This window comes from Pseudomonas sp. GM17 (assembly GCF_000282175.2).
Classification (GTDB): Bacteria; Pseudomonadota; Gammaproteobacteria; order Pseudomonadales; family Pseudomonadaceae; genus Aquipseudomonas; species Aquipseudomonas chlororaphis.
The window spans coordinates 5249949-5276402 of sequence record NZ_CP124732.1; the positions used below are offsets into that span (position 1 = coordinate 5249949).

Below are 26454 nucleotides of genomic sequence, written 5' to 3' on the forward strand. Positions count from 1 at the left end.
ACCCTTCACCGAGGAACCGGAACATGCCGCTGACCCTGTATTTCCATCCCCTGTCGTCGTTCTGCCACAAGGTGCTGATCGCCCTGTACGAACACGGCAGCGCCTTTGAAAAACGCATCATCGACCTGGCCAACGACGCCGACCGGGCCGAGCTGCAAAGCCTGTGGCCGCTGGGCAAGTTCCCGGTCATCCGCGATCACGCCCGGCAGCGCGATGTGCCGGAATCGAGTGTGATCATCGAGTACCTGGACCGGTTTTATCGGGGCCGGCAGCCATTGATTCCGGATGATTGGGACAGCGCACTGGAAGTCCGGCTGTGGGACCGTTTTTTCGATTGCCATGTCCAGGGGCCGATGCAGCGGATAGTCGCCGATCGCCTGTATGGCACCAATGGGGACCTGAGCCGGGAACGCGCAGCCCTGCTGAGCGCATACACCATGCTCGAACGGCGCCTGGCCTCGAGGATCTGGGTGGCCAGCCCGGACTTCAGCCTGGCCGATTGCGCCGCCGCCCCGGCCTTGTTCTATGCCAGCACGCTGGTGGCCTTTGCCGATGACCATCGCCATTTGCGCGCCTATTTCGAGCGGCTGATACAGCGCCCCTCGTTCCAGCGGGTCATCGACGAAGCCCGGCCCTACTTTGTCCATTACCCGTTTGCCGAGGCCATCGCGCCGCGCTTTCGCTAGCCGCCGAACCAGAGCTGAGGTGATGGGAATATTCCGGGCACACAAAAGCGGGCCGCTTGAGCATCCGGATGGAGCCGAGGCCGTACCTTGGGGGAGCGTTTGATAAATAGAGGGAGGGATGAGAGATGGCAGGGGCGGCTGGATTCGAACCAACGCATGGCAGGATCAAAACCTGCTGCCTTACCGCTTGGCGACGCCCCTATCTCTGCTGTTGCTTGCTTTCACTGCAAGCCCCGTGGGGGCCTCTGCAAGAACGCGCGGAAATTTATCAACTTTTTCGTCGTCTGTGAAGTCAAAGATGCATAAATTTGTTTTTAAAACAGCTACTTACTTTTTGGGGCCTGAGTGAGGTAAAAACCGCCGATGCCCGGCAACCGCTATACGGCGGGCGCCAGTCGCCGATCAGCCGCCAACAAGGACGGCGAAACCTTTAACGATTCCCCGCCGGCAACTTGGTGCAAAATACCCCGCTCAGATTGTAGCCCAGCCCCAGTCGCGTCGTGCCGCGCAACGAGAACCAATATGAACACCCATTGTGAGATAAGCGATGTGCCCAAGCCGCCCCAACCCCAGCGCCAGTGTGATGGCAACTTTCACTACATCACCCCTCAGCAGCCGGCGGTAACAGCATGATCGAAGTCACCGAGGTTTCCATTGCCCAACTGCGCGCCGCGCTCGAAACTGGCCAGACCACGGCGGTCGAACTGGTCCAGGCCTATCTCGCCAGGATCGATGCCTACGACGGCCCCGATACGCCTACCGCCCTCAATGCGGTAGTGGTACGCAACCCCGACGCGCTCAAGGAAGCCCAGGCCTCCGACGCCCGCCGGGCCAAGGGTGAAACCCTGGGTCCGCTCGATGGAATACCCTACACCGCCAAGGACAGCTATCTGGTCAAGGGCCTCACCGCGGCTTCCGGCAGCCCCGCCTTCGCCAGGCTGATCGCCTATCGCGACGCGTTCACCATCGAACGGCTGCGCGCCGCCGGGGCGATCTGCCTGGGCAAGACCAATATGCCGCCCATGGCCAACGGCGGCATGCAGCGCGGAGTCTATGGCCGCGCGGAAAGCCCGTACAACGCCGCCTACCTCACCGCACCCTTCGCCTCGGGCTCGTCGAACGGCGCGGGTACCGCCACCGCCGCCAGCTTCGCCGCCTTTGGCCTGGCGGAGGAAACCTGGTCCAGCGGCCGGGGACCTGCCTCGAACAACGGCTTGTGTGCCTATACCCCTTCGCGCGGGGTGATCTCGGTGCGCGGCAACTGGCCGCTGACCCCGACCATGGACGTGGTGGTGCCCTATGCCCGGACCATGGCCGACCTGCTCGAAGTGCTCGACGTGGTGGTCGCCGAGGACCCGGACACCCGTGGCGATCTGTGGCGCCTGCAACCCTGGGTGCCGATTCCCAGCGTGGCCTCGGTGCGCCCGGCGTCCTATCAGGAACTGGCCGCCAGCAGCAGCGCCCTGGCCGGCAAGCGCTTCGGCGTGCCGCGCATGTACATCAACGCCGACCCCGAGGCGGGCACCAGCGAGGCGCCGGGGATCGGTGGCCCGACCGGGCAACGCATCGACACCCGCCCTTCGGTAATCGGCCTCTGGCAGCAGGCGCGCCAGGCGCTCGAAGCCGCCGGCGCCGAGGTGCTCGAAGTCGATTTCCCCCTGGTGTCCAATTGCGAGGGCGATCGCCCCGGCGCGCCGACGGTGTTCAACCGCGGCCTGGTGTCCAAAGAGTTCCTGCACCATGAGTTGTGGGACCTGACCGCCTGGGCCTTCGATGACTTCCTGCAAGCCAACGGCGACCCGCAGCTCAATCGCCTGGTGGACGTCGACGGCCCGCTGATTTTCCCTCACGACCCGGGCACCCAGCCCAATCGCGAAGGCGACCTCGCCGCCGGCATGGACGAGTACGTGAAGATGGCCGAGCGCGGCATCACCCCCTGGGACCAGATCCCCACCGTGCCCGACGGCCTGCGCGGCCTGGAGAAAACCCGCAAGCTCGACCTCGAGGACTGGATGGACCGTCTCGGCCTTGATGCGGTGATCTTCCCCACCGTGGCCGACGTCGGCCCGGCCAATGCCGATGTCGACCCGGCGTCCGCGGACATTGCCTGGAGCAATGGCGTCTGGGTGGCCAACGGTAACCTCGCCATCCGCCACCTGGGCGTGCCCACGGTCACCGTGCCGATGGGCGTCATGCCGGACATCGGCATGCCCATCGGCCTGACCTTCGCCGGCCGCGCCTACGACGATTCGAACCTGCTGCGCCTGGCGGCGGCCTACGAGTCCACCGGCAGCAAACGCCTGATTCCCCCGCGCACTCCGGCGTTGCTGGCGGGCAAGTAATCGGCGGGTAAACAAGCAAGGGCGGGATGGAGCATGACCAGTTCCAATCCCACCCGCTAACAGCGCGCTTGAACACCGAGCCCCATCCGTGGCCTGTTCCAAGGCAGCGCCGCGCCTCTGCTTCCTTCAGCTACTTGCGTGGCTGGGTGGTCGAGAAGATATAGCGTGCAAAACGCCATTGGCCATCGCTTTCTCGATGCAACAGGAAAACCTCCTGATTGCCTTCACTGCTGGCAGGCTGATCCCCCTTCAGCAACTTCACCCTACCGTTGGAACGGGTCCGGGCGAACGCCCAGTCCCGTGACAGCGGTTGGATTTCATCGATGGTGAAACGCACGTCGAGCCTGAGCAGGTCGAAGATCTGCCGATACGCCGCGCGTATCGCGTCACTTCCCACGGCCGGCGGGCTGTTCTGCGGCATAAACACCGCGTCGCCGGCATACAGGGTCATGACGTGGTCAAGGTCGGATGCGTTCAACGCCGTTTCATAGCGCTTGAGCTGTTGGGTGACCGCCGCCGTCACGCTTGCCTCGGCGGCTGGCTGGGCAGCCTGGGCCGCCAGGGGCAGCAACAGGCTGGCAAGCACCAATGTGATCAATCGAATACCCATGATGTTCTCCTTGAGATCAAAGCACGACGACGAGCTTGCCCAGTGCGCGATCGCTTTCTATCAGGCGATGCGCCTCGCGGACTTCGTCAAAGGCAAAGGTTCGGGTATGGATGGACGGTATGCGCTGGGCGGCGAGTTCCTTGGCCAGCCACGGCAGCGGAGTGTCCTGCAGGGGTAGGGCCGGCGTACCGAACAAGCCGCTCGGGAAGAAGTTCAGACGCACGCCCGCGGGCAGGTCCTGCATCAGGTGGAACTGCTCCAGAATCGGCGCGCCGCCGAGCAGCCCGATCACGCTCACCGCACCGAAGGGGCGCAGGGTCTTGAGGGTATCTCGCAGTGTGGGCGCGCCAACGACTTCCAGGGCCGCATCGACCCCAGCAGACGCGATTTCGCGGATGCGCGGGGCGATATCGCCGTTGTCGACCACCACCACGTCGGCCCCTGCCTGGTAAAGGCGCTGACTGTTTTCCGGGTTGCGGGTGGTGGCGATGACTTTTAATCCACGAGCCTTGGCATAGGTGATGGCGGCCAGGCCAACCGATGAGGTGCCTCCGCGAACCAGCAAGGTCTGGCCCTTCTGGATGCCCAGGCTCTTGTCCAGCGCACCCCATACCGTGAGGTAGGCCTCCGGCAGCGTAGCCAGTTGTTCCCAGGACAAAGAAGTGTCATCCAGCGCAATCACGTTGCTGCGTAACACCGTCACCTGCTCGGCGTAGCTGCCATTGCGGGTGAACTGCATGCCGCCCATGGCCGTGACCACCCGCTGGCCCGTGCGCAACAGACCCGAGGGGTCCTGGATGACTTCACCTACCGCCTCGATGCCCGGCACCCGAGGTGCGCTGATGGCGCCCATCTTGCCAGCGCGCAGATAGGTTTCGGCGCGGTTGAGACCAAAGGCGCGGACGCGGATCTGGACTTCGTCGGCCGTCGGCTCGGGGGACGGGATATCCCGCAATTGCAGGACTTGCGGGCCACCGGTCTGTTCGATCACATAAGCTTTCATGCTGGAATTCCTCAAGTACGCTGTGGGTCGGAGCGATTGCCGTCAAGGCAGTGGCGTCACTATCCTTCAAGCGAAACTGGAAGATAATCCACACAACAGATAGGCTTCCTCTCATAAACGAGAGGATCAGCCATGGACTTCAACGCCGTCCGGATGTTTGTCAGCGTGGCGCAGGCCGGCAGCCTTTCCGCCGCCGCCGAGCGCCTGGAGATTCCCCTGCCCACCTTGAGCCGACGCATTCGCGAGCTCGAACAGCAGCTGAAAGTGCAACTGCTCGAACGCTCGGTACGGGGCACCAAGCTCACCGACTCGGGGGTGCGCCTGTACGAACACGCCAGCCGCGGTATCGAGGCGCTGATCGAAGGGGAACAGGCGGTGATCAGCGATCAGGCCCTGTTGAAAGGCCGCTTGCGGCTGTCGTTGCCGCCCTCGTTCGAACCCTGGTGGGATGTGCTGTCGGCGTTCCAGCGCCGCTACCCGCAGGTCGAGGTCAGCGTCCATACCACGGAGCGACGCATCGACCTCATCGAAGACGGCGTGGATGTGGCGTTACGGGTCGGCGCGATTACCCATGAGACCATGGTCGCCCGCCGCCTGCTGAGCTATCGCCACCTGCTGGTAGCCAGCCCGGCGTTGCTTGAGCGGCTGGGCCCGCCCCGCAGCGTCGAGGCGCTGAATGCTTACCCCTGCGGAGTCTGGAGCCAGGGCAGCCCGGGGACCTGGCAGTTGGGAGAGGTGGCCTTCAAGCCCAAGGCCATGCTCGCCACCAACGACTATGCGCACCTGCGCAGCCGGGCGCTGGCCGGTGACCTGGTGACGGAACTGCCGCCCTTCCTCGCGGCGCGTGCCATCCGCGAAGGCCGGCTGCTGGCGCTGCTGCCCGACTATCCCTTGCCCGAGCAGCAAATCAATCTGCTCTACCCGTCCCACCGTCACCCCTCGGCCATCGTGCGGGCGTACCTGGACTTCTCCCAGGGGTACATGGGCTACCTGACAGACGTGTCGTCCACCCAGCAGTGATCGATCCTGAGGGCCCCAGGCACGAGCCGAATCGATCATCCCTCCTCCAGCCGCTCCCGCAGAACCTCGATAAAGCGCTGGGTCTTCGCCGGCAGCAGGCGGGTTCGGTAAAGACATAGAGCGGAATGGGACGCCAGAGCCGCATGAAGCGGTTCCGGCGAGCTTCGTTCACTGATGATCCTGGCGAAGGAAACGCCAGGCCGTCAGATAAAGATCGTGCCCTTCAGGTACAGCGCGCCCTGGCCGCTGATCAGCACCCGGCCGTTATCCAGCACCTCGCACCACAGCTGGCCCTTGCGCGCCCCGCCCTGCTCCGCGCTCAGTCGGGTTTTGCCCAGGCGCTGGGCCCAGTAGGGTGCCAGGGAGGTGTGGGCCGAGCCGGTAACCGGATCTTCGTTGACCCCGACACTCGGGCCGAACCAGCGGGAGACGAAATCGAATTGCTGGCCCGGCGCGGTGACGGCGATGCCGCGCACATCGAACTTGGCCAGGGCGGCGAAGTCGGGCTTGAGGCCGGCGATGATTCCTTCGTCCTCGACCACCAGCAAATAGTCGTCGGTACGGTACAGGGCTTCTGCGCGCGGCAGGCCGAGGGCTTGCAGCAGGCTCGGCGCAATCTCCACGGCCGCCGGCTGCTTGGCCGGGAAGTCCATGGACAGGCGCTCGCCATCCCGGCGTACGCGCAACTCGCCGCTACGGGTGCTGAAGCGCAGCAGTTCGCTGGGCTCGTTCAACTGTTCGAAGAGCACCCAGGCCGCCGCCAGGGTGGCGTGGCCACAGAGGTCAACTTCCACGGTAGGGGTGAACCAGCGCAACTCGAACAGCTCGCCGTTGCGCACGAAGTAGGCGGTTTCCGAGAGGTTGTTCTCTTCGGCGATCCGTTGCAGCGTGGCATCGGGCAACCAGGCGTCCAGCGGGCAGACCGCCGCCGGGTTGCCGCCGAAAGGCGTGGAAGAAAAAGCGTCCACCTGAAAGATGTCGAGCTGCATCGGGTTCACTCCTGTTGACTGGCTTGGTCTGTGGCCCGGATCTGGTCCAGGTAGTTGTAGATGGTGTAGCGGGTGACGCCCAGCGCCGCGGCGGCCTTCTCGATGCCACCCTTGACGATGAACAGCCCGCGGTCCTGCATCTGGCGCACGGCTTCGAGCTTCTGGGTTTTCTTCATCAAGGCCCGGCCGCCGGGACAGGCTTGTTGAATGATTTCCGCCATCAGATGTTCCATATCCTGAGGCTCGTCGTGGCGCGGTTCGGGGGCCGGGCCCAGGCCCAGCAACTCGCCCAGGCAGGCATGGGCGGCGGCGATGCCGCTGAGGTCGGCGTTGGTGCACAGAGTGGCGAAGGGCTGGCCGCTGCTGTCGCGATACACCACCGTCGAGCTGCGCAACGGGCGACCGTCGGGCGCGGTGGTCGGGTAGTTCTCCACCAGCACCGGTTCGCTGCTGGAGCGATCCTCCATGGCCCGGCGCACGGCGATAAACCCCAGGTCTTCGCGCGGCCCGGCCAACACCGGGCTGCCGACCCGGCGACCGGTGACATGGCCATTGGCGATGGCGACGATGGAGGCCTCGGGCCGGCTCAGGTCATGCAGGACGATTTCGGTGTGCCGGCCCACCACGCTGCCGAGCATGCTCAGGGTGCTGTGCAGCACCTTGAACACCAGTTGGCGTTCGGCGGCACACTCGGGGGAAAAACGGCTGTCGGGGGTTTTCATGGCGGTTTCGCGAAAAAAGAATTCGGCGAAAATATCAACACCAAGTTGAATATTCAACTTAATGTTGAATCAAGCTATTCAACCTTCCTGCACGGTCCCCAACAGCCATTCCTTGAACGCCAGCATCGCCGGGCTTTGCGCCCGGGACTGCAAGCGGGTCAGCCAATAGCTGCCGGTGGTGATGCCCACCGCGAACGGCTGGACGATGCTGCCAGCGTGCAACTGCCGGGAGAACATCAGCGGCGGCGCCAGGGCCACGCCTATACCCTGCTGCGCGGCTTCCATCATGCCCAGGGACGAGTCGAAGACGATGCTGCGCGCAGGCAGGGTGCTGGCCGGCAAGCCGGCGGCGCTGAACCATTCCGGCCATTCGTCGGTGCGGTAGGAGCGCAGCAGGGTCTGGCCGAGCAGGTCGGCGGGGCTACGCAACTGCCGAGCCAGTTCCGGCACGCAGAGCACCGACAGCGGTGCTTCCAATAGCTGGACAGCATCGGTGCCGTGCCAGGCGCCGTTGCCGAAGCGGATGGCGTAGTCCAGGCCTTCGGCGGCGACGTCGACCCGGTTGTTGTGGGTCGACAGGCGCAGGTCGATAAACGGGTGGCGGGCCTGGAAGTCCTCCAGGCGCGGCAACAACCAGCCGACGGCAAAGGTGCCGACCGCGCCGACGCTGAGCATTTCGCGGTAGTGCCCGCCTTCGAAGCGGCCGAGGGTTTCGGCGATGCGGTCGAAACACTCGCACAGCACCGGCAGCAGGGTTTCGCCCTCGCTGGTCAGCATCAGCCCGCGGGGCAAGCGCTTGAACAGGGTCACGTTGAGCTGGACCTCAAGGCTTTTCACCTGATGACTGACCGCCGCCTGGGTCACGCACAGCTCGATGGCCGCGCGGGTAAAACTCAAATGCCGCGCCGAGGCCTCGAAAGCGCGCAGGGCATTCAGCGGCAGATGGGGTCGGATCATGACCACTCCCTAGTTTTTCTAATGGCTCCTGCGAAATATCGTCGTTTGCCGATCCTTCGCCGACCGCCTACATTGAGCCGGCTCGCAGCGCCCTGTTCCCTGACTGCAAGGGCAGGCGCTGGCAAAAGCCGCTCGGAGTGCAGCGGCCATCACCCTGCAAAATCATGGAATGCCAGCCCATCATGCACAACAAAAACCTAGCCCTATCCGGATTTTTCACCATTTCCCTGCTGCTGTCCGGCGCCAGCACCTGCCTGGCCGCCAGCCAGCCGGACAGCGCGCTCAAACCCCTGGTCGACGCGGCGATCCGCCCGTTGATGCAACAACAGGACATCGCCGGGATGGCGGTGGCCATCACTCTCAAGGGCCAGCCCCATTACTTTAACTACGGCCTGGCCTCCAAAGAAGGGAAAAAGGCCGTCGACGCCGACACGCTGTTCGAGGTCGGGTCGGTGAGCAAGCTCTTCACCGCGACCCTGGGGGCCTATGCCCAGGCCAGCGGCAAGCTGTCCCTGAACGACCCGGCCAGCCGCTACCTGCCGGCGTTGAAAGGCAGCGCCTTCGAGCACATCAGCCTGTTGCAACTGGGGACCTACAGCGCCGGCGGCCTGCCGTTGCAGTTCCCGGAACAATGGGACAGCCAGGACAAGATGCTCGGCTACTACCAGGGCTGGAAACCGGCCTTTGCCCCCGGCGCCCAGCGCCTGTACTCGAACCCGAGTATCGGCCTGTTCGGCTACCTGGCCGCGCAAAGCCTGGGGCAGCCCTTCGAGCAATTGATGGAGCAGCGGCTGTTCCCGCAGTTGGGCCTGCAGCACAGCTATGTCCAGGTACCGAAATCACAGATGGACAATTACGCCCAGGGCTACGGCAAGGACGGCAAGCCGGTGCGGGTCAGCCCCGGCGCCCTGGATGCCGAGGCCTACGGGGTCAAGACCAGCGCCGCCGACCTGCTGCGTTTCGTCCAGGCCAACCTCAAGCCCGAGTCGCTGGCGCAACCCTGGCCGCAGGCCATCGCCCTCACCCACACCGGCTATTACCAGGTCGAGGGCATGACCCAGGGCCTGGGCTGGGAACTCTATCCTTACCCGCTCAGCCTGGACGCCCTGCTGGCCGGCAACTCGTCACAGATGGCCTTCGAACCGCACCCGACCCGCTGGTTCACCCCGCCCCAGGCACCGCGGGCCGATACCCTGCTGAACAAGACCGGTTCCACCGGCGGTTTCGGCGCCTATGTGCTGTTCGTGCCCGGCAAGGACATCGGCCTGGTGCTGCTGGCGAACAAGAACTACCCCAACGCCGAACGGGTCAAGGTCGCCCATGCCCTGCTCAAGGCACTGGATGACGCGCAACCCTGAGAACAACAGCGACCGGATCGGTTAACGGGCCGGTCGCTGGAGTGGCCAGGAGCGCGTCGCAGCCATGACAACGCGCTCCGCGACGATGATCGGCGCTGGATAAAAGCCGCGGAACGCGCCATCCTCCGCGTCTTTTTTCCGCGCAGCCCCTGGGGCTGCACGTTTTTCCAAGGAAACCCTCCATGCACAACCAGCCGCTCAGCCCCGCCGAGTTCGAATTCATCGAAGACACCCTGCTCAAGTATGGCGACGACCACTCCGTGCTCAACCTGGCCGAGCTCGACGGTTTTTGCACCGCCCTGGTGTCCGGCCCGGCCCAGGTGGACATCGCCGAATGGTTCCCGGCCATCTGGGGCGGGCAGAACCCGGACTGGCAGGACCCCGAGGAGTGCAAGCGCTTCATCGAGCTGAGCGTGCGCCATCTGAACGCCCTCGCCACGGCGCTGGCGAGCGACTCGGCGAGTTTTCAGCCGCGTTTCGAACAGACCGAGCATCAGGACCAGCCGCTGACGCTGGCGGAAGAATGGTGTTTCGGCTACATCCGCGCCATGGCCGTGAGCAACTGGCCCGAGCTGCCCGCCGAACAGGCCGCCCAACTGCAAGCCATCATCACCTGCGCCGAACAGGACAACTTCGAACTGCCGGCCGACCTCGATCTGGCTCAGCATCGCCAGACCGTGGCCAGCGTCGAACAGGCCGCCCGTGGGCTGCACGATTACTGGTTGGCGCAACGCTGAGAGAGGCCTGGGGGTGGGTCCATCACGGCCCGCCCCAAGTGTGCGCACTCAAACCGCAAAAACACAAAAGCCTCCCGCAGGAGGCTCTTGGCTCGACCCGCCAGCGCGGGGTCAGAACGCCAGTTTGTAGCCGATGGAAAACAGCATGACCGCCAGGAACGGCCGCAGCAGTTCGTCCGAGACGCGGCCGGTCATGTGGCTGCCGAGCCAGATCCCCGGCAGCGAGCCCATCAGCAGAAAGCCCAGCAGTTGCCAGTCCATGTTGCCCATGCTCGCGTGCCCCAGGCCGGCGACCAGGGTCAGCGGCACGGCGTGGGCGATTTCAGTGCCGACCAGGCGCTTGGTGGCCAGGAAGGGGTAAAGGATGAACAGCGCCACGGTGCCCAGGGCGCCGGCGCCGATGGAGGTCAGGGCGACCATGGTACCGAGGACCACGCCGGTGACCACCGTCAGGCCGTTGAGGCTGGAATCCTTCAGGTGGTAGTGATCGCCGGCGTGCTTCTGGGCAAACGCCAGGAGCTTTTTCTTGAACAGGATCGCCAGGGCGGTGAGCAGCAGCACAAAACCCAAGGCCTGCTTGATCACGCTGTTCAGCGCTTGCGGGTCGGTGTGCAGGCTCTTGAGGAACCACAGGGTGGCCAGCACCGCGGGCACGCTGCCCAGGGTCAGCCAGCCGGTGATCTTCCAGTCGATGTTGCGGTTTTTCTGATGGACCAACACACCACCGGACTTGGTGATGGCGGCGTACAGCAGGTCGGTGCCGACAGCGGTCGCCGGGTTGATACCAAACCACAACAGGATCGGGGTCATCAGCGAACCGCCTCCCACCCCCGTCATCCCCACGATGAAACCCACCAACAGGCCCGCGATTACAAAACCAAAATTACCCACATCCATCAATAAGCCCTACGCATCAACCGCGGCCAGGTAAAAAACTGGCGGCAGCATAGCGCTAATGCTTATGTCCATTTATATAAATAAAATCTAACGTTATAACTCTTTGCCTTTTTGCCATGTATTCGGCGCATACAACCCGCGGATTGCATGCACCCATCACATGTCGAAATCGACTCGGAAACGGCCGGGGGAAACCTTCGAAACCGCGCGCCCTTTGCAGGTCACTTTGCTAGCGGAATCCGCTTCACCGCTTCGATCCAGTCCGGATTCAAACGCTTCTGCTCGGTGTCCATGCCCAGGGCTTGCATCCGCTCCTTGTGCCGGTCGATCTCATGCACCGCCTGGCTCAACGCGCTGGAGTTGGCATCCAGCTGGTGCATCTGGGTCAGGCCCAGGTGGTAGAAGCGCAGCAGTTTCATCGCTGTCGGGTCCTGGGCCTCGACGCCCGCGGTGACGTGGTGCATGACGTTGGTCACGCTCATCAGGCTGCGCTTGAGCTGCCAGCCGTAGACCGCTGCGGCCATCCACGGCTGCGACCAGAAGCGCACGCGCATCAGCACCATGCTCAGCACCAGCCCGGCCAGCACGCCGGCGACATTGAGCTTGAAGTTATCGCCGCCCGGCGTGCCGAACAGCAGCACCGCGGCGCTGGACAGCAGCATGGCCAGGGACAGGAAAATCAGGGCAATGAACAGGGTACTGCGGCGGGTCTGCTGACGAAAAAGCTCGGGGTTCTGCGGCTGGATCTCGAACATGGCGACGGTGCGCTCGCATGATGGACAGGCCGGCATTATCACCCTGCCCGCACCCGGAGATGGCGAATAAATCCACGCTGCGACAATCCACCTCGGCCACCGGGGCGTGCCGTCGGAGCCAAGCAGAGATTGGGAGGAATGCGGATCGAGCATGCCGGGCGTCGAATGGCATGCCCGACGCGGACAAATGGACCGGCCCCTGGCGGAGCCGGTCCTCGTGGCTCAGGCCACCTGGCCCTTGGCCTGTTGCTCCAGGTGCAGTTGCAGCTCAGGGTCGATCCGCAGCGCCGCCGCCAGCTCGTCCAGGTAAGCGCGCTCGGCGTCCTGCTGATCGTCCACCAGCATCACGCTGGCCAGGTACATTTCCGCCGCCATGCCCGGCTCGCCCGCGGCCGACTGGGCCACGTCGGCGGCGTCCAGGGGACGTGCGACTTCGTCGTCGAGCCATTGCTGCAATTGCGGGTCATCGGTGTGACGGCCGATCTCGGCGCTGATCAGTTGTTTTTCCTGCTCGTCGATGCGGCCATCGGCCTTGGCCGCGGCGATCAGGGCACGGAGGATCGCATGGCTGTGTTCTTCGACTTCCGGGCCGGCCAGCTGGTCGACGGTACGCAACGCCTGTTGCGGCGCCGCCGATTGCTGCTGGCGCTGCCAGGCCTGATAAGCCTGGAACGCCATCATCCCCAGGGAGGCCAGCGCCGCGTAGTTCGCGCCACCGCCGGAACGGCCCTGCGGGGCTCCACCGGAAGCCGCGCCGCCCAACCCGGAACCGCCCAGCAAGCCGCCCAGCAGACCACCCAGCCCGCCGGCCGGCGCTCCGCCGCCGCTGCTACCGCCCAGTAGACCACCGAGCAAGCCACCCAGGCCTCCCAGGCCATCCTGCGGTGCCGAGGCCCCGCCACCCTGCTGCGTCATCGAAGCCTGGCCGGCGCGCAGCAACTGTTCAAGCAAATCACTGGTGTTCATGGCATCGCTCTCTTCGGGCAGTTATTCAGATTGCCAACAATAGTCTTCGCCACGCATTGCGCCAACTGCTTCCGCTTGGGCCCTGATCCCTTCTCGCCAGACGCCGCGCTGGCGGCCCACTCCATCCGCCAGCCGACGGCCAGTGAGCCCGGGAATCAGGCCTGGGGCATTTTGCGGAAACCCACCGCCAGGCGGTTCCAGCTGTTGATGGTGGCGATGGCCAGGCTCAGGTCGACCTGCTCGCTGGGGCTGAACTGGCTGCTCAGCAGCTCGTAGTCGGCATCCGGCGCGTGGGTTTCGCTGACCCGGGTCAGGGACTCGGTCCAGGCCAGGGCGGCCCGTTCGCGGTCGGTGAAGAACGGCGCTTCGCGCCAGACCGAGACCGCGTACAGGCGGCGCTCGGTTTCCCCGCTCTTGCGCGCGTCGGCGGTGTGCATGTCGACGCAGAAGGCACAGCCGTTGATCTGCGAGGCGCGCAGCTTCACCAGCTCGATCAGCGACTTTTCCAGGGGCAGTTTCGATACCGCGGTTTCCAGCGCGATCATGGCTTTGAGGGCGTCCGGCGAGGCGGTGTAGAAGTCGATACGCGGTTGCATGGTGTGGCTCCAGATCAAATGAATGTGGCGCTACGTTAAGCCCGGGCCCGGTCCCAACCAATAACCAATTCCGGCTAAGACCAGGTGACCAATGCCCCCCCTCTTGCGTAGGAGCGCAGCTTGCGCGCGATCCGCGCAGCGGCCATTCACCGATGACGCTATCGCGCGCAAGCTGCCCGCCTGCAGGGGGCGTGCATGGACGCTCAGGCGCGCCGGCGCAGCCACTGCATAAAGCCTTTTTTCACCGCCGGCCGCGGGCTTTCCTGGGTCAGGGTCTGGGCGATGTGCTGGCGGAAATCCAGGAGGTTTTTCATCGCGTCGCTGATGTCGCGCCGCGCATCCAGGCACGGCTTGAGGTATTCGTTTTCGATGCGGTACAGGGTGCAGAAGGTCTTGGCCGAGAAGTCCGCCGCGGTCGCCTGATCGGCGACCCCCGCCTCGCCTATCACTTCGCCCGGCCCCATGCGCCCGGCCTCGAAGGGCTTGCCATCGCGGATCAGGCTGACCGAGACCACCCCCGATTCGATGATCAGCAGGTGATCGCTGACCTCGCCCGCCGGCAGGATGGTCTCGCCGGCGCGGAAGGTCTGCAGGGTCATGTTCTGGCTGAAGGTTTCCTTCTCTTCCTGGCGCAGGGTGGAGAAGATGCTCGAGCTGTCCAGCAGCGCCCGCGGGCGCGACAGGTGGGCCGCCACGCTGCTTTCACCGCTGGACAACAGACTGACGCCGGACGCCTGCAAGTGCCGGAAGGCCAGGTCGAACAGCTGGTTGCGCACTTCGCGCTTCTGGCCCATGGAGGCCACGAAACCGCTGATCTCGTACTCCACCCCGGCGTTGCCCGAGCTTTTCAGGGCCACGCTGGGGGCCGGCTTGGGGAGCAGGAAACGGCAACCGAGCATGGCCCGTTCCAGCGCTTCGATCACCGTTTGCGGCCGCGCATGGGGGCTGACCTGGAGGCTGATGGAAAGCCCGTGCATATCGGCGGGACGGCTGAAGTTGATGATCTTGGCCTTGGCCGCCAGGGAATTGGGGATCACCGCCATGCTGCCCTGGGAGGTCTGCAGCCGGGTGGCGCGCCAGTCGATGTCGGTGACTCGGCCTTCGGTGCCGTCGATGGAGATCCAGTCATCGAGCTGATACGGCTTGGTGGTGTTCAGCACGATGCCGGAGAACACGTCGCTGAGGGTGCTTTGCAGCGCCAGGCCGACAATGATCGCCACCGCGCCGGAGGTGGCCAGCACGCCCTTGACCGGCAGCTCCAGCACATAGGCCATGGCGGCGATGATGGCGATCAGGAAAATCACCGCCCCCATCAAGTCCTGCAACAGCCGCCCGGTATGCCCGACCCGCTGCATCATCAGGGTGCCGAGCAACACCGTCAGGGTCCGCGCACCGAACAGCCACCAACCGATCTGCAACCCGGTGGCGGCCAGGTGCAGCGGCACGTCCTCCGGCCAGGGCGCCGCCTGCATCGGGTTCAGGCCCTGGTTGAACAGCAGCACGCTGTACAGGGTGAAGATCAGCACCCGCACCAGCAGCTTCCAGTAACCGCCCCGCGCGCCGATCAGGCGCCACAGCAGCATGTCCAGCAGGATCAGGACCAGCGCGGCGAACAGCGGGTGGTCGGCGAACAGGTTCGGCATCAAGCAACTCCAGCACGGTCAGAGGCGCGACAATCTCACACAAGCGACCTTGCAGGTATAGCCGCAGAAACAAAAACAGGGGCCTCATGGGAGGCCCCTGTCTGCAACGATGTCGCTCACTCTGTAGCCGCTGCCGAGCCCGCGAGGCTGCGATCGACCCCGCAGGGGGCGCAGGATCTTGAGATCGCTTAAGGGCCTTCGGTCCTGTCGCAGCCTGCGGCAGCGGCTACAGGGGTTGTGACCTACCGATCGGCGCTAACCCTGTAGCCGCTGCCGAGCTTGCGAGGCTGCGATCGACTGCGCAGCAGGCGCAGGGTCTTGAAACCGCTGGAGGACCTTCGGTCCTGTCGCAGCCTGCGGCAGCGGCTACCGGGAATGGCGACACCTCCGATAGCCCGGTCGTGCTCGCTGCCTTGTGTAGCCGCCGCTGGCAGGTCACTTGCCCTGGGTCAAAGTGGTGTAGCTGGTGATCAGGTTGCGGTAGTCCGGGATGTGGTTGGAGAACAAGGTGCCCAGGCCCTCGATGTCGTTGCGCCAGTCGCGGTGCAGCTCGCAGGCCAGGCCGAACCAGGTCATCAACTGGGCGCCGGCGGTGGACATGCGGTTCCATGCAGAATCGCGAGTCAGGGCGTTGAAGGTGCCGGAGGCGTCGGTGACCACGAACACCTCGAAGCCTTCTTCCAGGGCCGACAGCGCCGGGAAGGCCACGCAAACCTCGGTCACCACGCCAGCGATGATCAGTTGCTTCTTGCCGGTGGCCTTGATCGCCTTGACGAAGTCTTCGTTGTCCCAGGCGTTGATCTGCCCGGGCCGGGCGATATACGGCGCGTCCGGGAACAGCGCCTTGAGCTCGGGCACCAGCGGGCCGTTGGGGCCGGTTTCGAAGCTGGTGGTGAGGATGGTCGGCAACTTGAAGTACTTGGCCAGGTCGGCCAGGGCCAGCACGTTGTTCTTGAACTTGTCCGGGTCGATGTCGCGCACCAGGGACAGCAGGCCGGCCTGGTGATCCACCAGCAGCACGGCGGCGTTGTCTTTGTCGAGACGCTTGTAGGCGGTAGTCATGGGGTAGTCCTCGCTTCTTGTCGATACCGACTGGACGTCGGCGTGGGGGTGCAGCTTCAGCGCTGGGAGTCCAGCACTTCGTGCTCGTTCGCCACTTGCTGGGCCTTGAGGTAGCTCTCGATCAGCAACTGGTAATGCGGCATGGCCTGGGCGTAGACCGCGGCCCACTGCTCGGCATCCGGGCGGTTCCACGAACCCTGCAGCTCGGAAAGCGTCGCCATGATGTCGATCGGCACCACCCCGGCCTGGGCCAGGCGGGCGATGGTCAGGTCAGTGGCCAGCCGCGAATGGTTGCCCGAGGCATCGACCACCGCGAACACCTTGTAGCCTTCATGCACCGCGGCGATCGACGGAAACGCCAGGCAAACGCTGGTCAGGGTGCCGGCGATCACCAGGGTTTTCTTGCCGGTGGCTTCTACCGCCGCCCGGAACTGGGGATTGTCCCAGGCGTTGATTTCGCCTTTGCGCGCCACGTACTGGGCATGGGGCGCCTCCTGGTGGATTTCCGGGATCAGCGGGCCGTTGGGGCCCTGGGGCACCGAGGCGGTGGTGATCACCGGCATCTTCAGCAAGGTCGCAGCTTTCGCCAGAGCGATGGCATTGGCCCGCAATTGCGGCACGTCCATGTCCTTGACGATCTGGAACAGCCCGCTCTGGTGGTCGATCAGCAGCATCGCTGCGTCGTTGGGGTCGATGGTCGGCTTGGCGCCATTGAAGTTGGCAGCATTGAAGTTGTTCATGTGCAGTTCCTCTTTCGTCTAGGGCATTTATTGAAGGCAACAGCCATCCCTGGCCCTGAACCGGCCGACACGTCCTGTGCAAGTCGGTAAGCGGGAGTCAGCCAGGCATCTGGCCGAAACGACCGGACTGGAAGTCGACGAAAGCCTGGTGGATCTCGGCCTCGCTGTTCATCACGAACGGACCATGACCGACGATGGGCTCGTCGATCGGTTCGCCGCTGAGCAGCAGCACCACCGCGTCGTTGTTGGCCTCCAGGCTGAGCTGGTCGCCGTCGCGTTCGAACAGCACCAGCTGGCCTTCACGCACTACTTCCTGGCCATTGACCTGGAGCGTGCCGCGCAGCAGCACCAGGGCGGTGTTGCGCCCCTCGTGCAGGTCGAGGGTCAGGGGCTTGCCGGCATTCAGGCGGATGTCCCAGACGTCGATGGGCGTGAAGGTGCGGGCCGGGCCCTTGACACCGTCGTACTCGCCGGCGATCAACCGCAGGGTGCCTGCCTTGTCCTTCAGGGCGATGGCCGGGATGTCGCCATCGAGGATGGTCTGGTAACCGGGCGCGGCCATCTTGTCCCGCGCCGGCAGGTTGACCCACAGCTGGACCATGTCCAGGGTGCCGCCGGACCGGGCGAACGCTGCGGAGTGAAACTCCTCATGGAGAATCCCCGAGGCCGCGGTCATCCATTGCACGTCGCCAGGGCCGATCTTGCCGCCGCTGCCGGTGGAGTCGCGGTGCTCCACCTCGCCCTTGTAGACGATGGTCACGGTTTCGAAGCCGCGGTGGGGGTGCTGGCCCACGCCGCGCCGTCCCTGGGTCGGGGTGAATTCAGCCGGGCCGGCGTGGTCGAGCAGCAGGAACGGGCTGATGTGCTTGCCCAGGTTGTCGTAGGAAAACAGCGTGCGCACCGGGAAGCCGTCGCCCACCCAATGGGCCCGTGGGCTGGTGTAGATACCGATGATGTTTTTCATGCGGGTGCCTCCGAAATGGGTGAGTTATTTCGTTGGATACACCTTAAAACCCATACCTTTGATGCACTAGACTGCAAAAATCGCTCTTAGCGTTCTATCTGGAGAACGATGGTGGAAGACCTCAATACCCTCTACTACTTCACCCAGGTCGTCGAACACCGCGGCTTTGCCGCCGCCGGACGCGCCCTGGACATGCCCAAGTCCAAGCTCAGCCGGCGCATTGCCCAGCTCGAGGAACGCCTCGGCGTGCGCCTGATTCACCGCACCAGTCGCCACTGTTCGCTCACCGAGATCGGCCATGAGTACTACCAGCGCTGCCTGGCCATGCGCGTGGAAGCGGAAAGCGCCGCGGAAGTCATCGAGCGCAACCGTTCCGAGCCCCAGGGCCTGGTGCGCATCAGTTGCCCGACCGCGCTGCTCAACTCCTGGGTCGGGCCGATGCTGACCCGCTACATGCTCAAGTACCCGCTGGTGGAGCTGTTCATCGAGAGCACCAACCGCCGGGTCGACCTGATCCACGAAGGTTTCGACATCGCCCTGCGGGTGCGCTTCCCGCCATTGGAAAGCAGCGACCTGGTGATGAAGGTGCTGGGCAACAGCACCCAGTGCCTGGTCGGCCACCCGGACTTTCTTGCGCGCCTGTCGAGCCCCGCCTCGCCCGCCGACCTCAGCGGCCTGCCGAGCCTGCATTGGGGCGCGGCGCAACGCGAATACCAGTGGGAGCTGTTCGGCCCCGACGAGACGCTCGCGCAGATTCGCCACAAGCCGCGGATGGTCACCGACGACCTGATTGCCCTGCGCCAGGCGGCGCTGGCGGGAATCGGCATCGTCCACCTGCCCAGCGTGGTGGTGCGCGACGATATGGCCGCCGGACGCCTGGTGCAGCTGGTACCGGACTGGGCGCCCAAGTGCGGGATCGTCCATGCGATCTTCCCGTCGCGCCGTGGCCTGCTGCCGTCGGTGCGCACCCTGATCGACTTTCTCGGCGAGGAGTTCAGCCGCAGCGATATCACCTGAGGATGCGCGCAAGGTGAAGCCTGGCCGAATCTTCCGACCTGTGGCGTTTTTGACACTGGCCGAAATAATATTTCGAACATAATATTTTCCTCATCATCTTGTTCCGCCCAGTGAGGAAACGCCCATGCAAAGCCCATCACGCGAGGCCACCCTGGCCCAGTGGATTGCCCAGGAACAGGCCATGCGCGCGCGCCTGGCCGGTCCGGGCAGCCTGTCCCTGGCCGAGGTCAGCGCCCTCTCGCCCGCCGAGTTCTTCGACGGCATCGGCAACGGCGAATTGCCCTCGCCGCCCATCGGCACGTTGCTGGATTTCATCCCCATCGAATGGTCCGCCGGGCACTTCGTGTTCCAGGGCACCCCGGATGCCCGCCATTACAACCCGCTGGGCAGCGTGCACGGCGGTTATGCCGCAACCCTGCTGGACTCCTGCATGGGTTGTGCGATCCACACCCGCCTGAACAAGGGCCAGGGCTACACCACCCTGGACCTGCGCATCAGCTATGTGCGGGCCCTGACCGGCAGCAGCGGGCCGATCCGCGCCGAAGGCAAGATCGTCCACCTGGGCCGCTCCACCGCCCTGGCCGAAGGGCGGATCTACGACATCGATGGCCGCCTGTACGCCACCGGCTCCACCACCTGCATGATTCTTCAAGCGCGTGGCTGAAACCGCCTCTGCGTCTGTAGAAGCGGGCTCGTTCGCGAAAAAACTACGGCTTGCGCTCAGCGGTGGCCGGAAGGAGGTCTCGCGAGCAAGCTCGCGCCTACCAGGGATCGTGCCTGCCCGCGCATTCGTGATTCGCGGTAAATATTGCTTTGCCTGTCCGGCGGTTTTTCTCAAGGGTGCGGATCGGGATACTCGTGGCCTTTCCACTGCCATCTGGAGTCATCCATGTCTGTACCTGCTTTCGGCCTCGGCACCTTTCGCCTGCAAGGCCAGGTGGTCATCGACTCGGTCAGCACCGCGCTCGAACTGGGCTACCGGGCGATCGACACCGCACAGATCTACGAGAACGAAGCCGAGGTCGGCCAGGCCATTGCCGACAGCCGCATCCCCCGCGACGAGCTGTTCGTCACCAGCAAGATCTGGGTCGCCCATTTCGCCCGCGACAAGCTGATCCCCAGCCTCAAGGACAGCCTGCGCAAGCTGCGGACCGACTACCTGGACCTGACCCTGATCCACTGGCCGTCACCGGACAACCAGGTACCGGTCGAAGAGTTCATGGCGGCGCTGCTGGAGGCCAGGCAACTGGGGTTGACCCGGCAGATCGGTGTTTCCAACTTCACCATCGACCTGATGCGGCAGGCCATCGCCGCGGTCGGTGCCGAGCACATCGCCACTAATCAGATCGAACTGCATCCTTACCTGCAGAACCGCAAGGTCGTGGAGTTCGCGCAAAACCAGGGGATTCACATCACCTCGTACATGACGCTGGCCTACGGTGAAGTGCTCGAGGACCCGGTCATCCAGCAGATCGCCCAGCAGCATCGGGCAACGCCGGCCCAAGTGACCCTGGCCTGGGCCATGCAATCGGGTCATGCGGTGATTCCCTCCTCGACCAGGCGCGCGAACCTGGAAAGCAACCTCAAGGCCTGTGCCCTGAGCCTGAGCGAGGCAGACATGCAACGCATCGCCAGTCTGGAGCGCGGTCATCGTCTGACCAGCCCCGCCGGCATTGCACCGGCGTGGGACTGAAGCCTTAACGCACCACGGCATTCAACCGAATGCCATCGGGGGCGATCTCTTCCTCATTGGAACTGCTGGGAAACTTTCCGGCCGCCGGGATCTTGCTCCGGTGGCCGGTGTCGATGGCCGCCATCAAGCGGCTGAGGGTCTCGTGGTCCGGCAGCGGCAGGCTGCTGATATACAGCTTGCGCTGCGGACCGAGTGGAATCGAAGGTACGCCGAGAAGCTCGGAGTCATAGACCAGCACATGACGGATCTGCGGGTTATCCATGCAGAACGCCACGATATCGAGCCGGGCCTGCAACCCCAGCGAAGCGTTGATGATCAGCAGGTCCATTGGCTCACTGCCATATTCCACGACGTTCAACACCTCGACGAGTCGATACATCGGTGCAATCCGGTAATAGCCCAGCTGGTTCAGCACCCGCTCGATCTTCATTCGATGAAAATGCTGTTCATCGGCGATCAGGATTCGTAACGTTTTATTCGGCATTTGTTCGCGACCATGAAAAAAGTCTGAGATGACAGGCTCCAAGCCTATGAATAAAGGCTAGGGGAGCAGCCGATAGTTTTCTCTAAGGGTTTTCTGAAAAGCCCTACTCCGAATTACTAAAATGCGGCTTTCCCCTACTTTTCGAGCCCGAAATGCTCGTTTCCCTGGTATTTCCGCCCACACCGGCGGCACTCATCGGCTATCCATGGGCGGCCATGAATCCTGCTTTTTGCCCGCTCCGGATGGAGACAAAAGACCCCGCCCGGCCCCGGTAGCGGCCATCGGAGAACCGCTGGCCAGGTGGTGATTCCACCTCCAGTAGCACGACGCAAGCCCTGTTCCCAGCAACTGCGGAGGGCTATTCAGCATTCAGAAGGTTCGGTCTTTGCCCGAGGACGCGGGAGGATTGATATGGGCAATGAAGCGCTGGAGGATCTCTTGCGTGGCGCCCTGCACCCAGAGAATCTCCTGTAGCGCAGAGGCACCGAGGACCACCGGCAATGCCTGTTCGGTGCGACCGCCATAGATCATGGCATGGCGGATCTGCGGGTTGCCCTGGCAGAACGCGCCGGCGTCCACCCCGGCGGCGAACGCCAGCTCGCCGCTGAGCAGCAACAGATCGAAGTTCTCGAAGGGGTCGCAGGAATAGTGAGTCAGGGTCACCAGTTCGCGGAAAGACTCCACCGCCGCGACGCGGAAATACCCCAGCCCATTCAACAAACGCTCAATGCGCCCACACTGCTCCCGGGACGCATCGGCAATCAATATTCTCAAGCGCTTGTTGGGCATCGGCGTGGCAACTATCGGTTGAACACAGAGGCTCGACAGACTATCCGATGGCCCCTGGCCGACTCTTTAAGACAATTCCCAAAAATTACCGCGCACAAGACATTTCTCCCAGGAAAGCCCCCTGCACGGGCGCTTTATTCGGTGGTGCTGGGGCTCCAGAACGCCTGCTCCACCAGGGCCGAGGTGGACAGGCGCGCCACCAGGGCGTCGAGCTCGTCGCCGTCCACCGAAGTGGTGGCCAGGGTGGCTTCGATCTCCACGTCGTCGTTGCCGAAGGCATGGACATCGATGTCGCTGGCCGGGTAGTTGCTGCGTTCCAGTTCCGCTTCGAGCAGGGCGAACACGGCCTTCTGCTTGGAGCGATGGGCGATGACATAGACGATGTTGGTGACCTCGGCGGAGATCACATCCAGCGGCTGGCGGTTGATGTTGTTGACGATCGGCCGCAGCAGGGTGTTGGCCGCCAGCACGAACAAAGTGCCGAGAAAGGCTTCGAGAATCAGGTCGGCGCCGGCGCAGGCACCCACCGCCGCCGAGGCCCAGAGGGTGGCCGCGGTGTTCAGGCCACGGACATTGCCCTCCTCGCGCATGATCACCCCGGCGCCGAGAAAACCGATGCCGGACACCACATAGGCCACCACCCGCACCGCGCCCTCGGCGCCGCCGAGGCGGTTGGCCATGTCGACGAAAATCGCCGCGCCCACCGCCACCAGCACGTTGGTGCGCAGGCCGGCGGTGCGTTGCCGGTACTGGCGCTCGAAGCCGATCAGGCCACCGAGGATAAAGGCCGCGCTGAGGCTGACCAGGGTGTCCACCAGGGAGGTCAGGTTGATGTTCTGGAGTGCTTGCATGAAGGGAGTCCTTGAGTACGCGGCGGTCGGCTGCCGTTAAGGATAGGTGCACTTTGCCGGTGCGAGCGGGCGGCGATCCGACGGGTCCGCGATGAGGCCGGCCAGGGTGCCGGGTATCTTGCACCGGCTGGCATTACGAGCAGATGGCGATTACCGGTTAACCCTGTAGCCGCTGCCGCAGGCTGCGATCGGCCCGGAGGGCCGCGGCGATCCCGCCAACGCCGGAGGCCCTGCGAACAGCGTGGCCCGGACCATCGTAGCCTGCGGCAGCGGCTACAGGATGTTGTGCAACGTCGGCCGCGAGCCGCAGCTTATTGCCAGCCGAACCGACGGATATAAAAGCCCTTCACCGCCTGGGTCAGCGCCATGTACGCCAGCAGGATCACCGGCAGGAACACGAAGTACAGCGACGGCAGCGCCTGCAGCTTGAAGTAGTGCGCCAGCGGGCCCATGGGCAGGAAGATGCCGATGGCCATGATCAACCCGGTCATCACCAGCAGCGGCATGGCTGCGCGGCTTTGCAGGAACGGGATCTTCGGCGTGCGGATCATGTGCACGATCAGGGTCTGGGTCAGCAGCCCGACCACGAACCAGCCGGACTGGAACAGGGTCTGGTGGTCCGGGGTATTGGCGTCGAACACGTACCACATCAGGGCAAAGGTACTGATGTCGAAGATCGAACTGATCGGCCCGAAAAACAGCATGAAACGCCCGACGTCCACCGGCTGCCAGCGCTGCGGACGGGCCAGCATTTCCTCGTCGACGTTGTCGAACGGAATGGCGATCTGGGAAATGTCGTACAGCAGGTTCTGTACCAGCAGGTGCATCGGCAGCATCGGCAGGAACGGAATGAAGGCGCTGGCCACCAGCACCGAGAACACGTTGCCGAAGTTCGAGCTGGCGGTCATCTTGATGTACTTGAGCATGTTGGCGAAGGTCCGCCGCCCTTCCAGCACGCCCTCCTCCAGCACCATCAGGCTTTTCTCCAGGAGGATGATGTCCGCCGCTTCCTTGGCGATGTCCACGGCGCTGTCCACCGAGATGCCGATATCCGCGGTGCGCAGCGCCGGCGCGTCGTTGATGCCGTCGCCCATGAAGCCGACCACATGGCCGTTGCCCTTGAGCAGACGGACGATGCGTTCCTTGTGCGAGGGCGTGAGCCGGGCGAAGACATTGGTGGTTTCCACGGCCTTGGCCAGCTGCGTGTCGCTCATGCGCTCGATGTCGTTGCCCAGCAGCAGGCCCTGTTGTTCCAGGCCGACTTCGCGGCAGATCTTCGCCGTCACCAGCTCGTTGTCGCCGGTCAGCACCTTCACCGCCACGCCATGGGCGGCCAGGGCCTCAAGGGCCGGCGCGGTGCTTTCCTTGGGCGGGTCGAGGAACGCCACGTAACCGATCAGGGTCAGCCCCTGCTCGTCCGCCAGGCTGTAGCTGCCGCGGCCCCGGGGCATCAGCCGGGCGGCCACGGCCACCACCCGCAGGCCTTCGCCATTGAATTGGGCGGTGACCTGGCGGATCCGCGCCAGCAGCTCGTCGCTGAGCATTTCCTCGGCGGCGCCATGGCGCACCCGGGTGCACACCGCCAGCACCTCCTCCACCGCGCCCTTGCAGATCAGCAGGTGCGCACGCTCCTTCTCGGCCACCACCACCGACATGCGCCGCCGGTTGAAGTCGAAGGGAATCTCGTCGACCTTCTGGAACGCCGTGCCGACCCTCAGCTCGCGGTGCACTTCGACGTGCTCCAGCACCGCCACGTCCAGCAGGTTCTTCAGGCCGGTCTGGTAGTAGCTGTTCAGGTAGGCCATTTCCAGCACGTCGTCGGACTCCTCGCCCCAGACATCCACATGCCGGGCGAGGAAGATCTTGTCCTGGGTCAGGGTGCCGGTCTTGTCGGTGCACAGCACGTCCATGGCGCCGAAGTTCTGGATCGCGTCCAGGCGCTTGACGATGACTTTCTTGCGCGACAGGAACACCGCGCCCTTGGCCAGGGTCGAGGTGACGATCATCGGCAGCATTTCCGGGGTCAGGCCCACGGCGATCGACAGCGCGAACAGCAGCGCTTCCATCCAGTCGCCCTTGGTGAAGCCGTTGATGAACAGCACCAGCGGCGCCATGACGAACATGAAGCGGATCAGCAGCCAGCTGACCTTGTTCACCCCGTTCTGGAACGAAGTCGGCGCCCGGTCGGTGGCCCCGACCCGCTGCGCCAGGGCGCCGAAATAGGTGGCGTTGCCAGTGGCCAGGACCAGCGCGGTGGCCGCGCCGGACACCACGTTGGTGCCCATGAACAGGATGTTGTCCAGCTCCAGCGGGTTGAGGATGGCAGCGTCCTGCTGGCGCGGGAATTTCTCCACCGGCATCGATTCGCCGGTCATCGCCGCCTGGCTGACGAACAGGTCCTTGGCGCTGAGCACCCGGCAATCGGCGGGGATCATGTCGCCGGCCGAGAGCTGGATCAGGTCGCCCGGCACCAGTTGCCGGATCGGCAGTTCCAGGCGTTGCAGGCCCTGGCTGGCCACCGCCGCGCCATGCAGCCGGGCGAACACCGACGGCGCGGCGTCGACCACGTTGCGCCGCAGCACAGTGGCGGTGTTGCTGACCATTGCCTTGAGGGCATCGGCGGCCTTGTTCGACTTGGCCTCCTGCCAGAAGCGCAGCAGCGTGGAGAGCACCACCATGGAAAAAATCACCGTGGCCGCCTTCATGTCTTCGGTCAGCCAGGAGATCACCGCCAGCAGGGTCAGCAGCAGGTTGAAGGGGTTCTTGTAGCAATGCCACAGGTGCGTCCACCACGGCAGCGGCTGCTCGTGCTCGACCTCGTTGAGGCCATGCTGCTCGCGCAGGGCCTGGGCCTCGGCCTCGCTCAGGCCATCGGTGTGGCTGCCGAGGCGTTGCAGCAGGTCCGTGGCATTGTCGTTGGCCGCGGCCACCAGGGTGTGCGCGAGGCTCGGCGGCAGGTCGCGGCTGACGCTGGCGTCGCTGAAGCTCTCCAGCAAGGCCAGGCGGCGAAAGTGCCGGGCGAAGTGCCGGGTCCGCAGGAAGCCGGCAAAAAACTCTTTGAGCAGGGTGAGGTTCATGGTGTGTCCCCTAACGGTCGGCGCCGGGAAACTCACAGCCAGGTCTGGTTCGCCGGCCGCGCAAACAGGCGCAGCCGTAGCGCGGCGATGCGCCAGGCATCACCCACTGTTGCAGTGTCGATGAGAAGGACATCGGGAACGGGCCCTGAAGGCCACGATCGGGAAGCCGCCGCTCGCTGTCATGGCGAGACAACGGCACACAAGGCGGGCGCGTTATCTTGCCGGGAAGGTGCCGGTTAGCGAAACCGGCCGACTACTGTCACTCGAACAAGTACCCACTGTGGGTCTCCGCTTGATGGAAAACGCGCGCAGCTTACGCCGCGGTTTTTGCAGAGTAAATCGACGGCAAGGCGCTGGCGGGGGAATCGAAAAGTTCTTCAGCGATGGTTCAGGAAGGGGCTACGGACAGGCCCCAAAGGCAGGAAATGCGGGGACGTCATGCCCCCTGTCGTGGGCACGCTCGCGCCTACAACGATAACGCGATCCTGTAGGAGCG

The 26454-nt window shown here is 64.4% G+C and carries 25 protein-coding genes and 1 tRNA gene; 8 read left to right on the forward strand and 18 right to left on the reverse strand.

The window, feature by feature from the left end:
* Positions 1-23: 23 nt before the first annotated feature.
* Positions 24-686, forward strand: coding sequence for a glutathione S-transferase family protein (locus PMI20_RS23365; RefSeq protein WP_007927900.1), 663 nt, complete (start codon positions 24-26; stop codon positions 684-686).
* Positions 687-812: 126 nt separating this feature from the next.
* On the opposite strand, the gene PMI20_RS23370 is transcribed toward PMI20_RS23365, so the two are convergent.
* A tRNA-Gln gene (locus tag PMI20_RS23370) sits at positions 813-887 on the reverse strand.
* A 428-nt stretch (positions 888-1315) separates the two neighbouring features.
* Between PMI20_RS23370 and PMI20_RS23375 the strand changes: the two genes are divergently transcribed.
* A complete protein-coding gene (locus tag PMI20_RS23375; protein WP_007927899.1) occupies positions 1316-3028 on the forward strand; it encodes an amidase in 1713 nt (570 codons plus the stop codon).
* Positions 3029-3158: 130 nt separating this feature from the next.
* Here the strand turns inward: PMI20_RS23375 and PMI20_RS23380 are convergent, their stop codons facing one another.
* Both PMI20_RS23380 and PMI20_RS23385 read right to left on the reverse strand, forming a co-directional pair.
* Positions 3159-3638 (reverse strand): YybH family protein, encoded by a 480-nt coding sequence (locus tag PMI20_RS23380; RefSeq protein ID WP_007927898.1) that lies wholly within the window; start codon positions 3636-3638, stop codon positions 3159-3161.
* Positions 3639-3654: 16 nt separating this feature from the next.
* Complete coding sequence (locus tag PMI20_RS23385; protein ID WP_007927897.1) at positions 3655-4641, reverse strand: zinc-binding alcohol dehydrogenase family protein; 987 nt, start codon at positions 4639-4641, stop codon at positions 3655-3657.
* Positions 4642-4773: 132 nt separating this feature from the next.
* On the opposite strand from PMI20_RS23385, the gene PMI20_RS23390 reads away from it, so the two are divergent.
* Positions 4774-5661, forward strand: a complete 888-nt coding sequence (locus tag PMI20_RS23390; RefSeq protein ID WP_007927896.1) for a LysR family transcriptional regulator — start codon at positions 4774-4776, stop codon at positions 5659-5661.
* A 203-nt stretch (positions 5662-5864) separates the two neighbouring features.
* Here PMI20_RS23390 and PMI20_RS23395 read toward each other — a convergent pair whose 3' ends face one another.
* From PMI20_RS23395 to PMI20_RS23405, 3 genes are all read right to left on the reverse strand, one after another.
* Positions 5865-6650 (reverse strand): PhzF family phenazine biosynthesis protein, encoded by a 786-nt coding sequence (locus tag PMI20_RS23395; protein WP_007927894.1) that lies wholly within the window; start codon positions 6648-6650, stop codon positions 5865-5867.
* Positions 6651-6655: 5 nt separating this feature from the next.
* Positions 6656-7372 (reverse strand): helix-turn-helix transcriptional regulator, encoded by a 717-nt coding sequence (locus tag PMI20_RS23400; protein WP_007927892.1) that lies wholly within the window; start codon positions 7370-7372, stop codon positions 6656-6658.
* A 78-nt stretch (positions 7373-7450) separates the two neighbouring features.
* Positions 7451-8329, reverse strand: a complete 879-nt coding sequence (locus PMI20_RS23405) for a LysR family transcriptional regulator (RefSeq protein ID WP_007927890.1) — start codon at positions 8327-8329, stop codon at positions 7451-7453.
* 182 nt (positions 8330-8511) lie between these two features.
* On the opposite strand from PMI20_RS23405, the gene ampC reads away from it, so the two are divergent.
* Both ampC and PMI20_RS23415 read left to right on the forward strand, forming a co-directional pair.
* On the forward strand, positions 8512-9687 hold the full coding sequence (ampC, locus tag PMI20_RS23410; RefSeq protein WP_081502449.1) for a class C beta-lactamase: 1176 nt from the start codon (positions 8512-8514) through the stop codon (positions 9685-9687).
* 182 nt (positions 9688-9869) lie between these two features.
* The gene (locus tag PMI20_RS23415) at positions 9870-10424 is read left to right on the forward strand and encodes a UPF0149 family protein (protein WP_007927887.1); all 555 of its coding nucleotides are present in this window, start codon (positions 9870-9872) and stop codon (positions 10422-10424) included.
* A gap of 111 nt (positions 10425-10535) precedes the next feature.
* Here the strand turns inward: PMI20_RS23415 and PMI20_RS23420 are convergent, their stop codons facing one another.
* From PMI20_RS23420 to PMI20_RS23455, 8 genes are all read right to left on the reverse strand, one after another.
* The gene (locus PMI20_RS23420) at positions 10536-11321 is read right to left on the reverse strand and encodes a sulfite exporter TauE/SafE family protein (RefSeq protein ID WP_007927885.1); all 786 of its coding nucleotides are present in this window, start codon (positions 11319-11321) and stop codon (positions 10536-10538) included.
* 221 nt (positions 11322-11542) lie between these two features.
* Entirely contained in the window at positions 11543-12076 is a 534-nt protein-coding gene (locus PMI20_RS23425) for a DUF3087 family protein (protein WP_037035113.1), read from the reverse strand.
* A 222-nt stretch (positions 12077-12298) separates the two neighbouring features.
* Entirely contained in the window at positions 12299-13042 is a 744-nt protein-coding gene (locus PMI20_RS23430) for a tellurite resistance TerB family protein (protein WP_007927882.1), read from the reverse strand.
* A 155-nt stretch (positions 13043-13197) separates the two neighbouring features.
* Positions 13198-13638 (reverse strand): carboxymuconolactone decarboxylase family protein, encoded by a 441-nt coding sequence (locus PMI20_RS23435; RefSeq protein WP_007927880.1) that lies wholly within the window; start codon positions 13636-13638, stop codon positions 13198-13200.
* Positions 13639-13841: 203 nt separating this feature from the next.
* Positions 13842-15281 carry a mechanosensitive ion channel family protein gene (locus PMI20_RS23440; protein ID WP_007927873.1) on the reverse strand — a complete coding sequence of 480 codons (1440 nt, stop codon included), beginning with the start codon at positions 15279-15281 and terminating at the stop codon, positions 13842-13844.
* A gap of 435 nt (positions 15282-15716) precedes the next feature.
* Positions 15717-16343: an isochorismate family cysteine hydrolase YcaC gene (gene ycaC, locus PMI20_RS23445; protein ID WP_007927871.1), complete on the reverse strand. Its 627-nt coding sequence runs from the start codon at positions 16341-16343 to the stop codon at positions 15717-15719.
* A gap of 56 nt (positions 16344-16399) precedes the next feature.
* Positions 16400-17083, reverse strand: coding sequence for an isochorismatase family protein (locus PMI20_RS23450; protein ID WP_007927869.1), 684 nt, complete (start codon positions 17081-17083; stop codon positions 16400-16402).
* A gap of 97 nt (positions 17084-17180) precedes the next feature.
* A complete protein-coding gene (locus PMI20_RS23455; RefSeq protein ID WP_007927867.1) occupies positions 17181-18047 on the reverse strand; it encodes a pirin family protein in 867 nt (288 codons plus the stop codon).
* Positions 18048-18155: 108 nt separating this feature from the next.
* Between PMI20_RS23455 and PMI20_RS23460 the strand changes: the two genes are divergently transcribed.
* The 3 genes from PMI20_RS23460 to dkgB all read left to right on the forward strand — a co-directional run bounded on the left by PMI20_RS23460 (position 18156) and on the right by dkgB (position 20757).
* Complete coding sequence (locus PMI20_RS23460; RefSeq protein WP_007927865.1) at positions 18156-19064, forward strand: LysR family transcriptional regulator; 909 nt, start codon at positions 18156-18158, stop codon at positions 19062-19064.
* A gap of 124 nt (positions 19065-19188) precedes the next feature.
* Entirely contained in the window at positions 19189-19728 is a 540-nt protein-coding gene (locus PMI20_RS23465) for a PaaI family thioesterase (RefSeq protein ID WP_007927863.1), read from the forward strand.
* A gap of 225 nt (positions 19729-19953) precedes the next feature.
* Positions 19954-20757 (forward strand): 2,5-didehydrogluconate reductase DkgB, encoded by an 804-nt coding sequence (dkgB, locus tag PMI20_RS23470; protein ID WP_007927861.1) that lies wholly within the window; start codon positions 19954-19956, stop codon positions 20755-20757.
* Between the two features lie 4 nt (positions 20758-20761).
* Here dkgB and PMI20_RS23475 read toward each other — a convergent pair whose 3' ends face one another.
* The 4 genes from PMI20_RS23475 to mgtA all read right to left on the reverse strand — a co-directional run bounded on the left by PMI20_RS23475 (position 20762) and on the right by mgtA (position 25958).
* Entirely contained in the window at positions 20762-21241 is a 480-nt protein-coding gene (locus tag PMI20_RS23475) for a hypothetical protein (protein WP_007927859.1), read from the reverse strand.
* Positions 21242-21610: 369 nt separating this feature from the next.
* Positions 21611-22030, reverse strand: a complete 420-nt coding sequence (locus PMI20_RS23480) for a hypothetical protein (protein WP_007927857.1) — start codon at positions 22028-22030, stop codon at positions 21611-21613.
* Between the two features lie 134 nt (positions 22031-22164).
* Positions 22165-22881 (reverse strand): MgtC/SapB family protein, encoded by a 717-nt coding sequence (locus PMI20_RS23485; protein ID WP_007927856.1) that lies wholly within the window; start codon positions 22879-22881, stop codon positions 22165-22167.
* A gap of 311 nt (positions 22882-23192) precedes the next feature.
* Positions 23193-25958 (reverse strand): magnesium-translocating P-type ATPase, encoded by a 2766-nt coding sequence (gene mgtA, locus PMI20_RS23490; protein WP_007930101.1) that lies wholly within the window; start codon positions 25956-25958, stop codon positions 23193-23195.
* Between the last annotated feature and the right edge of the window lie 496 nt (positions 25959-26454).

Excerpts from the sequence above, each read along its gene's own strand:
- PMI20_RS23390 (WP_007927896.1), top strand. The coding sequence starts at position 4,774 with ATGGACTTCAACGCCGTCCGGATGTTTGTCAGCGTGGCGCAGGCCGGC.
- PMI20_RS23380 (WP_007927898.1), bottom strand. The coding sequence starts at position 3,638 with ATGGGTATTCGATTGATCACATTGGTGCTTGCCAGCCTGTTGCTGCCC.
- PMI20_RS23400 (WP_007927892.1), bottom strand. The coding sequence starts at position 7,372 with ATGAAAACCCCCGACAGCCGTTTTTCCCCCGAGTGTGCCGCCGAACGC.
- PMI20_RS23425 (WP_037035113.1), bottom strand. The coding sequence starts at position 12,076 with ATGTTCGAGATCCAGCCGCAGAACCCCGAGCTTTTTCGTCAGCAGACC.
- PMI20_RS23415 (WP_007927887.1), top strand. The coding sequence starts at position 9,870 with ATGCACAACCAGCCGCTCAGCCCCGCCGAGTTCGAATTCATCGAAGAC.
- PMI20_RS23430 (WP_007927882.1), bottom strand. The coding sequence starts at position 13,042 with ATGAACACCAGTGATTTGCTTGAACAGTTGCTGCGCGCCGGCCAGGCT.
- PMI20_RS23375 (WP_007927899.1), top strand. The coding sequence starts at position 1,316 with ATGATCGAAGTCACCGAGGTTTCCATTGCCCAACTGCGCGCCGCGCTC.
- PMI20_RS23395 (WP_007927894.1), bottom strand. The coding sequence starts at position 6,650 with ATGCAGCTCGACATCTTTCAGGTGGACGCTTTTTCTTCCACGCCTTTC.
- PMI20_RS23435 (WP_007927880.1), bottom strand. The coding sequence starts at position 13,638 with ATGCAACCGCGTATCGACTTCTACACCGCCTCGCCGGACGCCCTCAAA.
- PMI20_RS23485 (WP_007927856.1), bottom strand. The coding sequence starts at position 22,881 with ATGCAAGCACTCCAGAACATCAACCTGACCTCCCTGGTGGACACCCTG.
- PMI20_RS23480 (WP_007927857.1), bottom strand. The coding sequence starts at position 22,030 with ATGCCCAACAAGCGCTTGAGAATATTGATTGCCGATGCGTCCCGGGAG.
- ycaC (WP_007927871.1), bottom strand. The coding sequence starts at position 16,343 with ATGACTACCGCCTACAAGCGTCTCGACAAAGACAACGCCGCCGTGCTG.
- dkgB (WP_007927861.1), top strand. The coding sequence starts at position 19,954 with ATGTCTGTACCTGCTTTCGGCCTCGGCACCTTTCGCCTGCAAGGCCAG.
- PMI20_RS23450 (WP_007927869.1), bottom strand. The coding sequence starts at position 17,083 with ATGAACAACTTCAATGCTGCCAACTTCAATGGCGCCAAGCCGACCATC.
- ampC (WP_081502449.1), top strand. The coding sequence starts at position 8,512 with ATGCACAACAAAAACCTAGCCCTATCCGGATTTTTCACCATTTCCCTG.
- PMI20_RS23365 (WP_007927900.1), top strand. The coding sequence starts at position 24 with ATGCCGCTGACCCTGTATTTCCATCCCCTGTCGTCGTTCTGCCACAAG.
- PMI20_RS23385 (WP_007927897.1), bottom strand. The coding sequence starts at position 4,641 with ATGAAAGCTTATGTGATCGAACAGACCGGTGGCCCGCAAGTCCTGCAA.
- mgtA (WP_007930101.1), bottom strand. The coding sequence starts at position 25,958 with ATGAACCTCACCCTGCTCAAAGAGTTTTTTGCCGGCTTCCTGCGGACC.
- PMI20_RS23420 (WP_007927885.1), bottom strand. The coding sequence starts at position 11,321 with ATGGATGTGGGTAATTTTGGTTTTGTAATCGCGGGCCTGTTGGTGGGT.
- PMI20_RS23405 (WP_007927890.1), bottom strand. The coding sequence starts at position 8,329 with ATGATCCGACCCCATCTGCCGCTGAATGCCCTGCGCGCTTTCGAGGCC.
- PMI20_RS23440 (WP_007927873.1), bottom strand. The coding sequence starts at position 15,281 with ATGCCGAACCTGTTCGCCGACCACCCGCTGTTCGCCGCGCTGGTCCTG.
- PMI20_RS23460 (WP_007927865.1), top strand. The coding sequence starts at position 18,156 with ATGGTGGAAGACCTCAATACCCTCTACTACTTCACCCAGGTCGTCGAA.
- PMI20_RS23465 (WP_007927863.1), top strand. The coding sequence starts at position 19,189 with ATGCAAAGCCCATCACGCGAGGCCACCCTGGCCCAGTGGATTGCCCAG.
- PMI20_RS23475 (WP_007927859.1), bottom strand. The coding sequence starts at position 21,241 with ATGCCGAATAAAACGTTACGAATCCTGATCGCCGATGAACAGCATTTT.
- PMI20_RS23455 (WP_007927867.1), bottom strand. The coding sequence starts at position 18,047 with ATGAAAAACATCATCGGTATCTACACCAGCCCACGGGCCCATTGGGTG.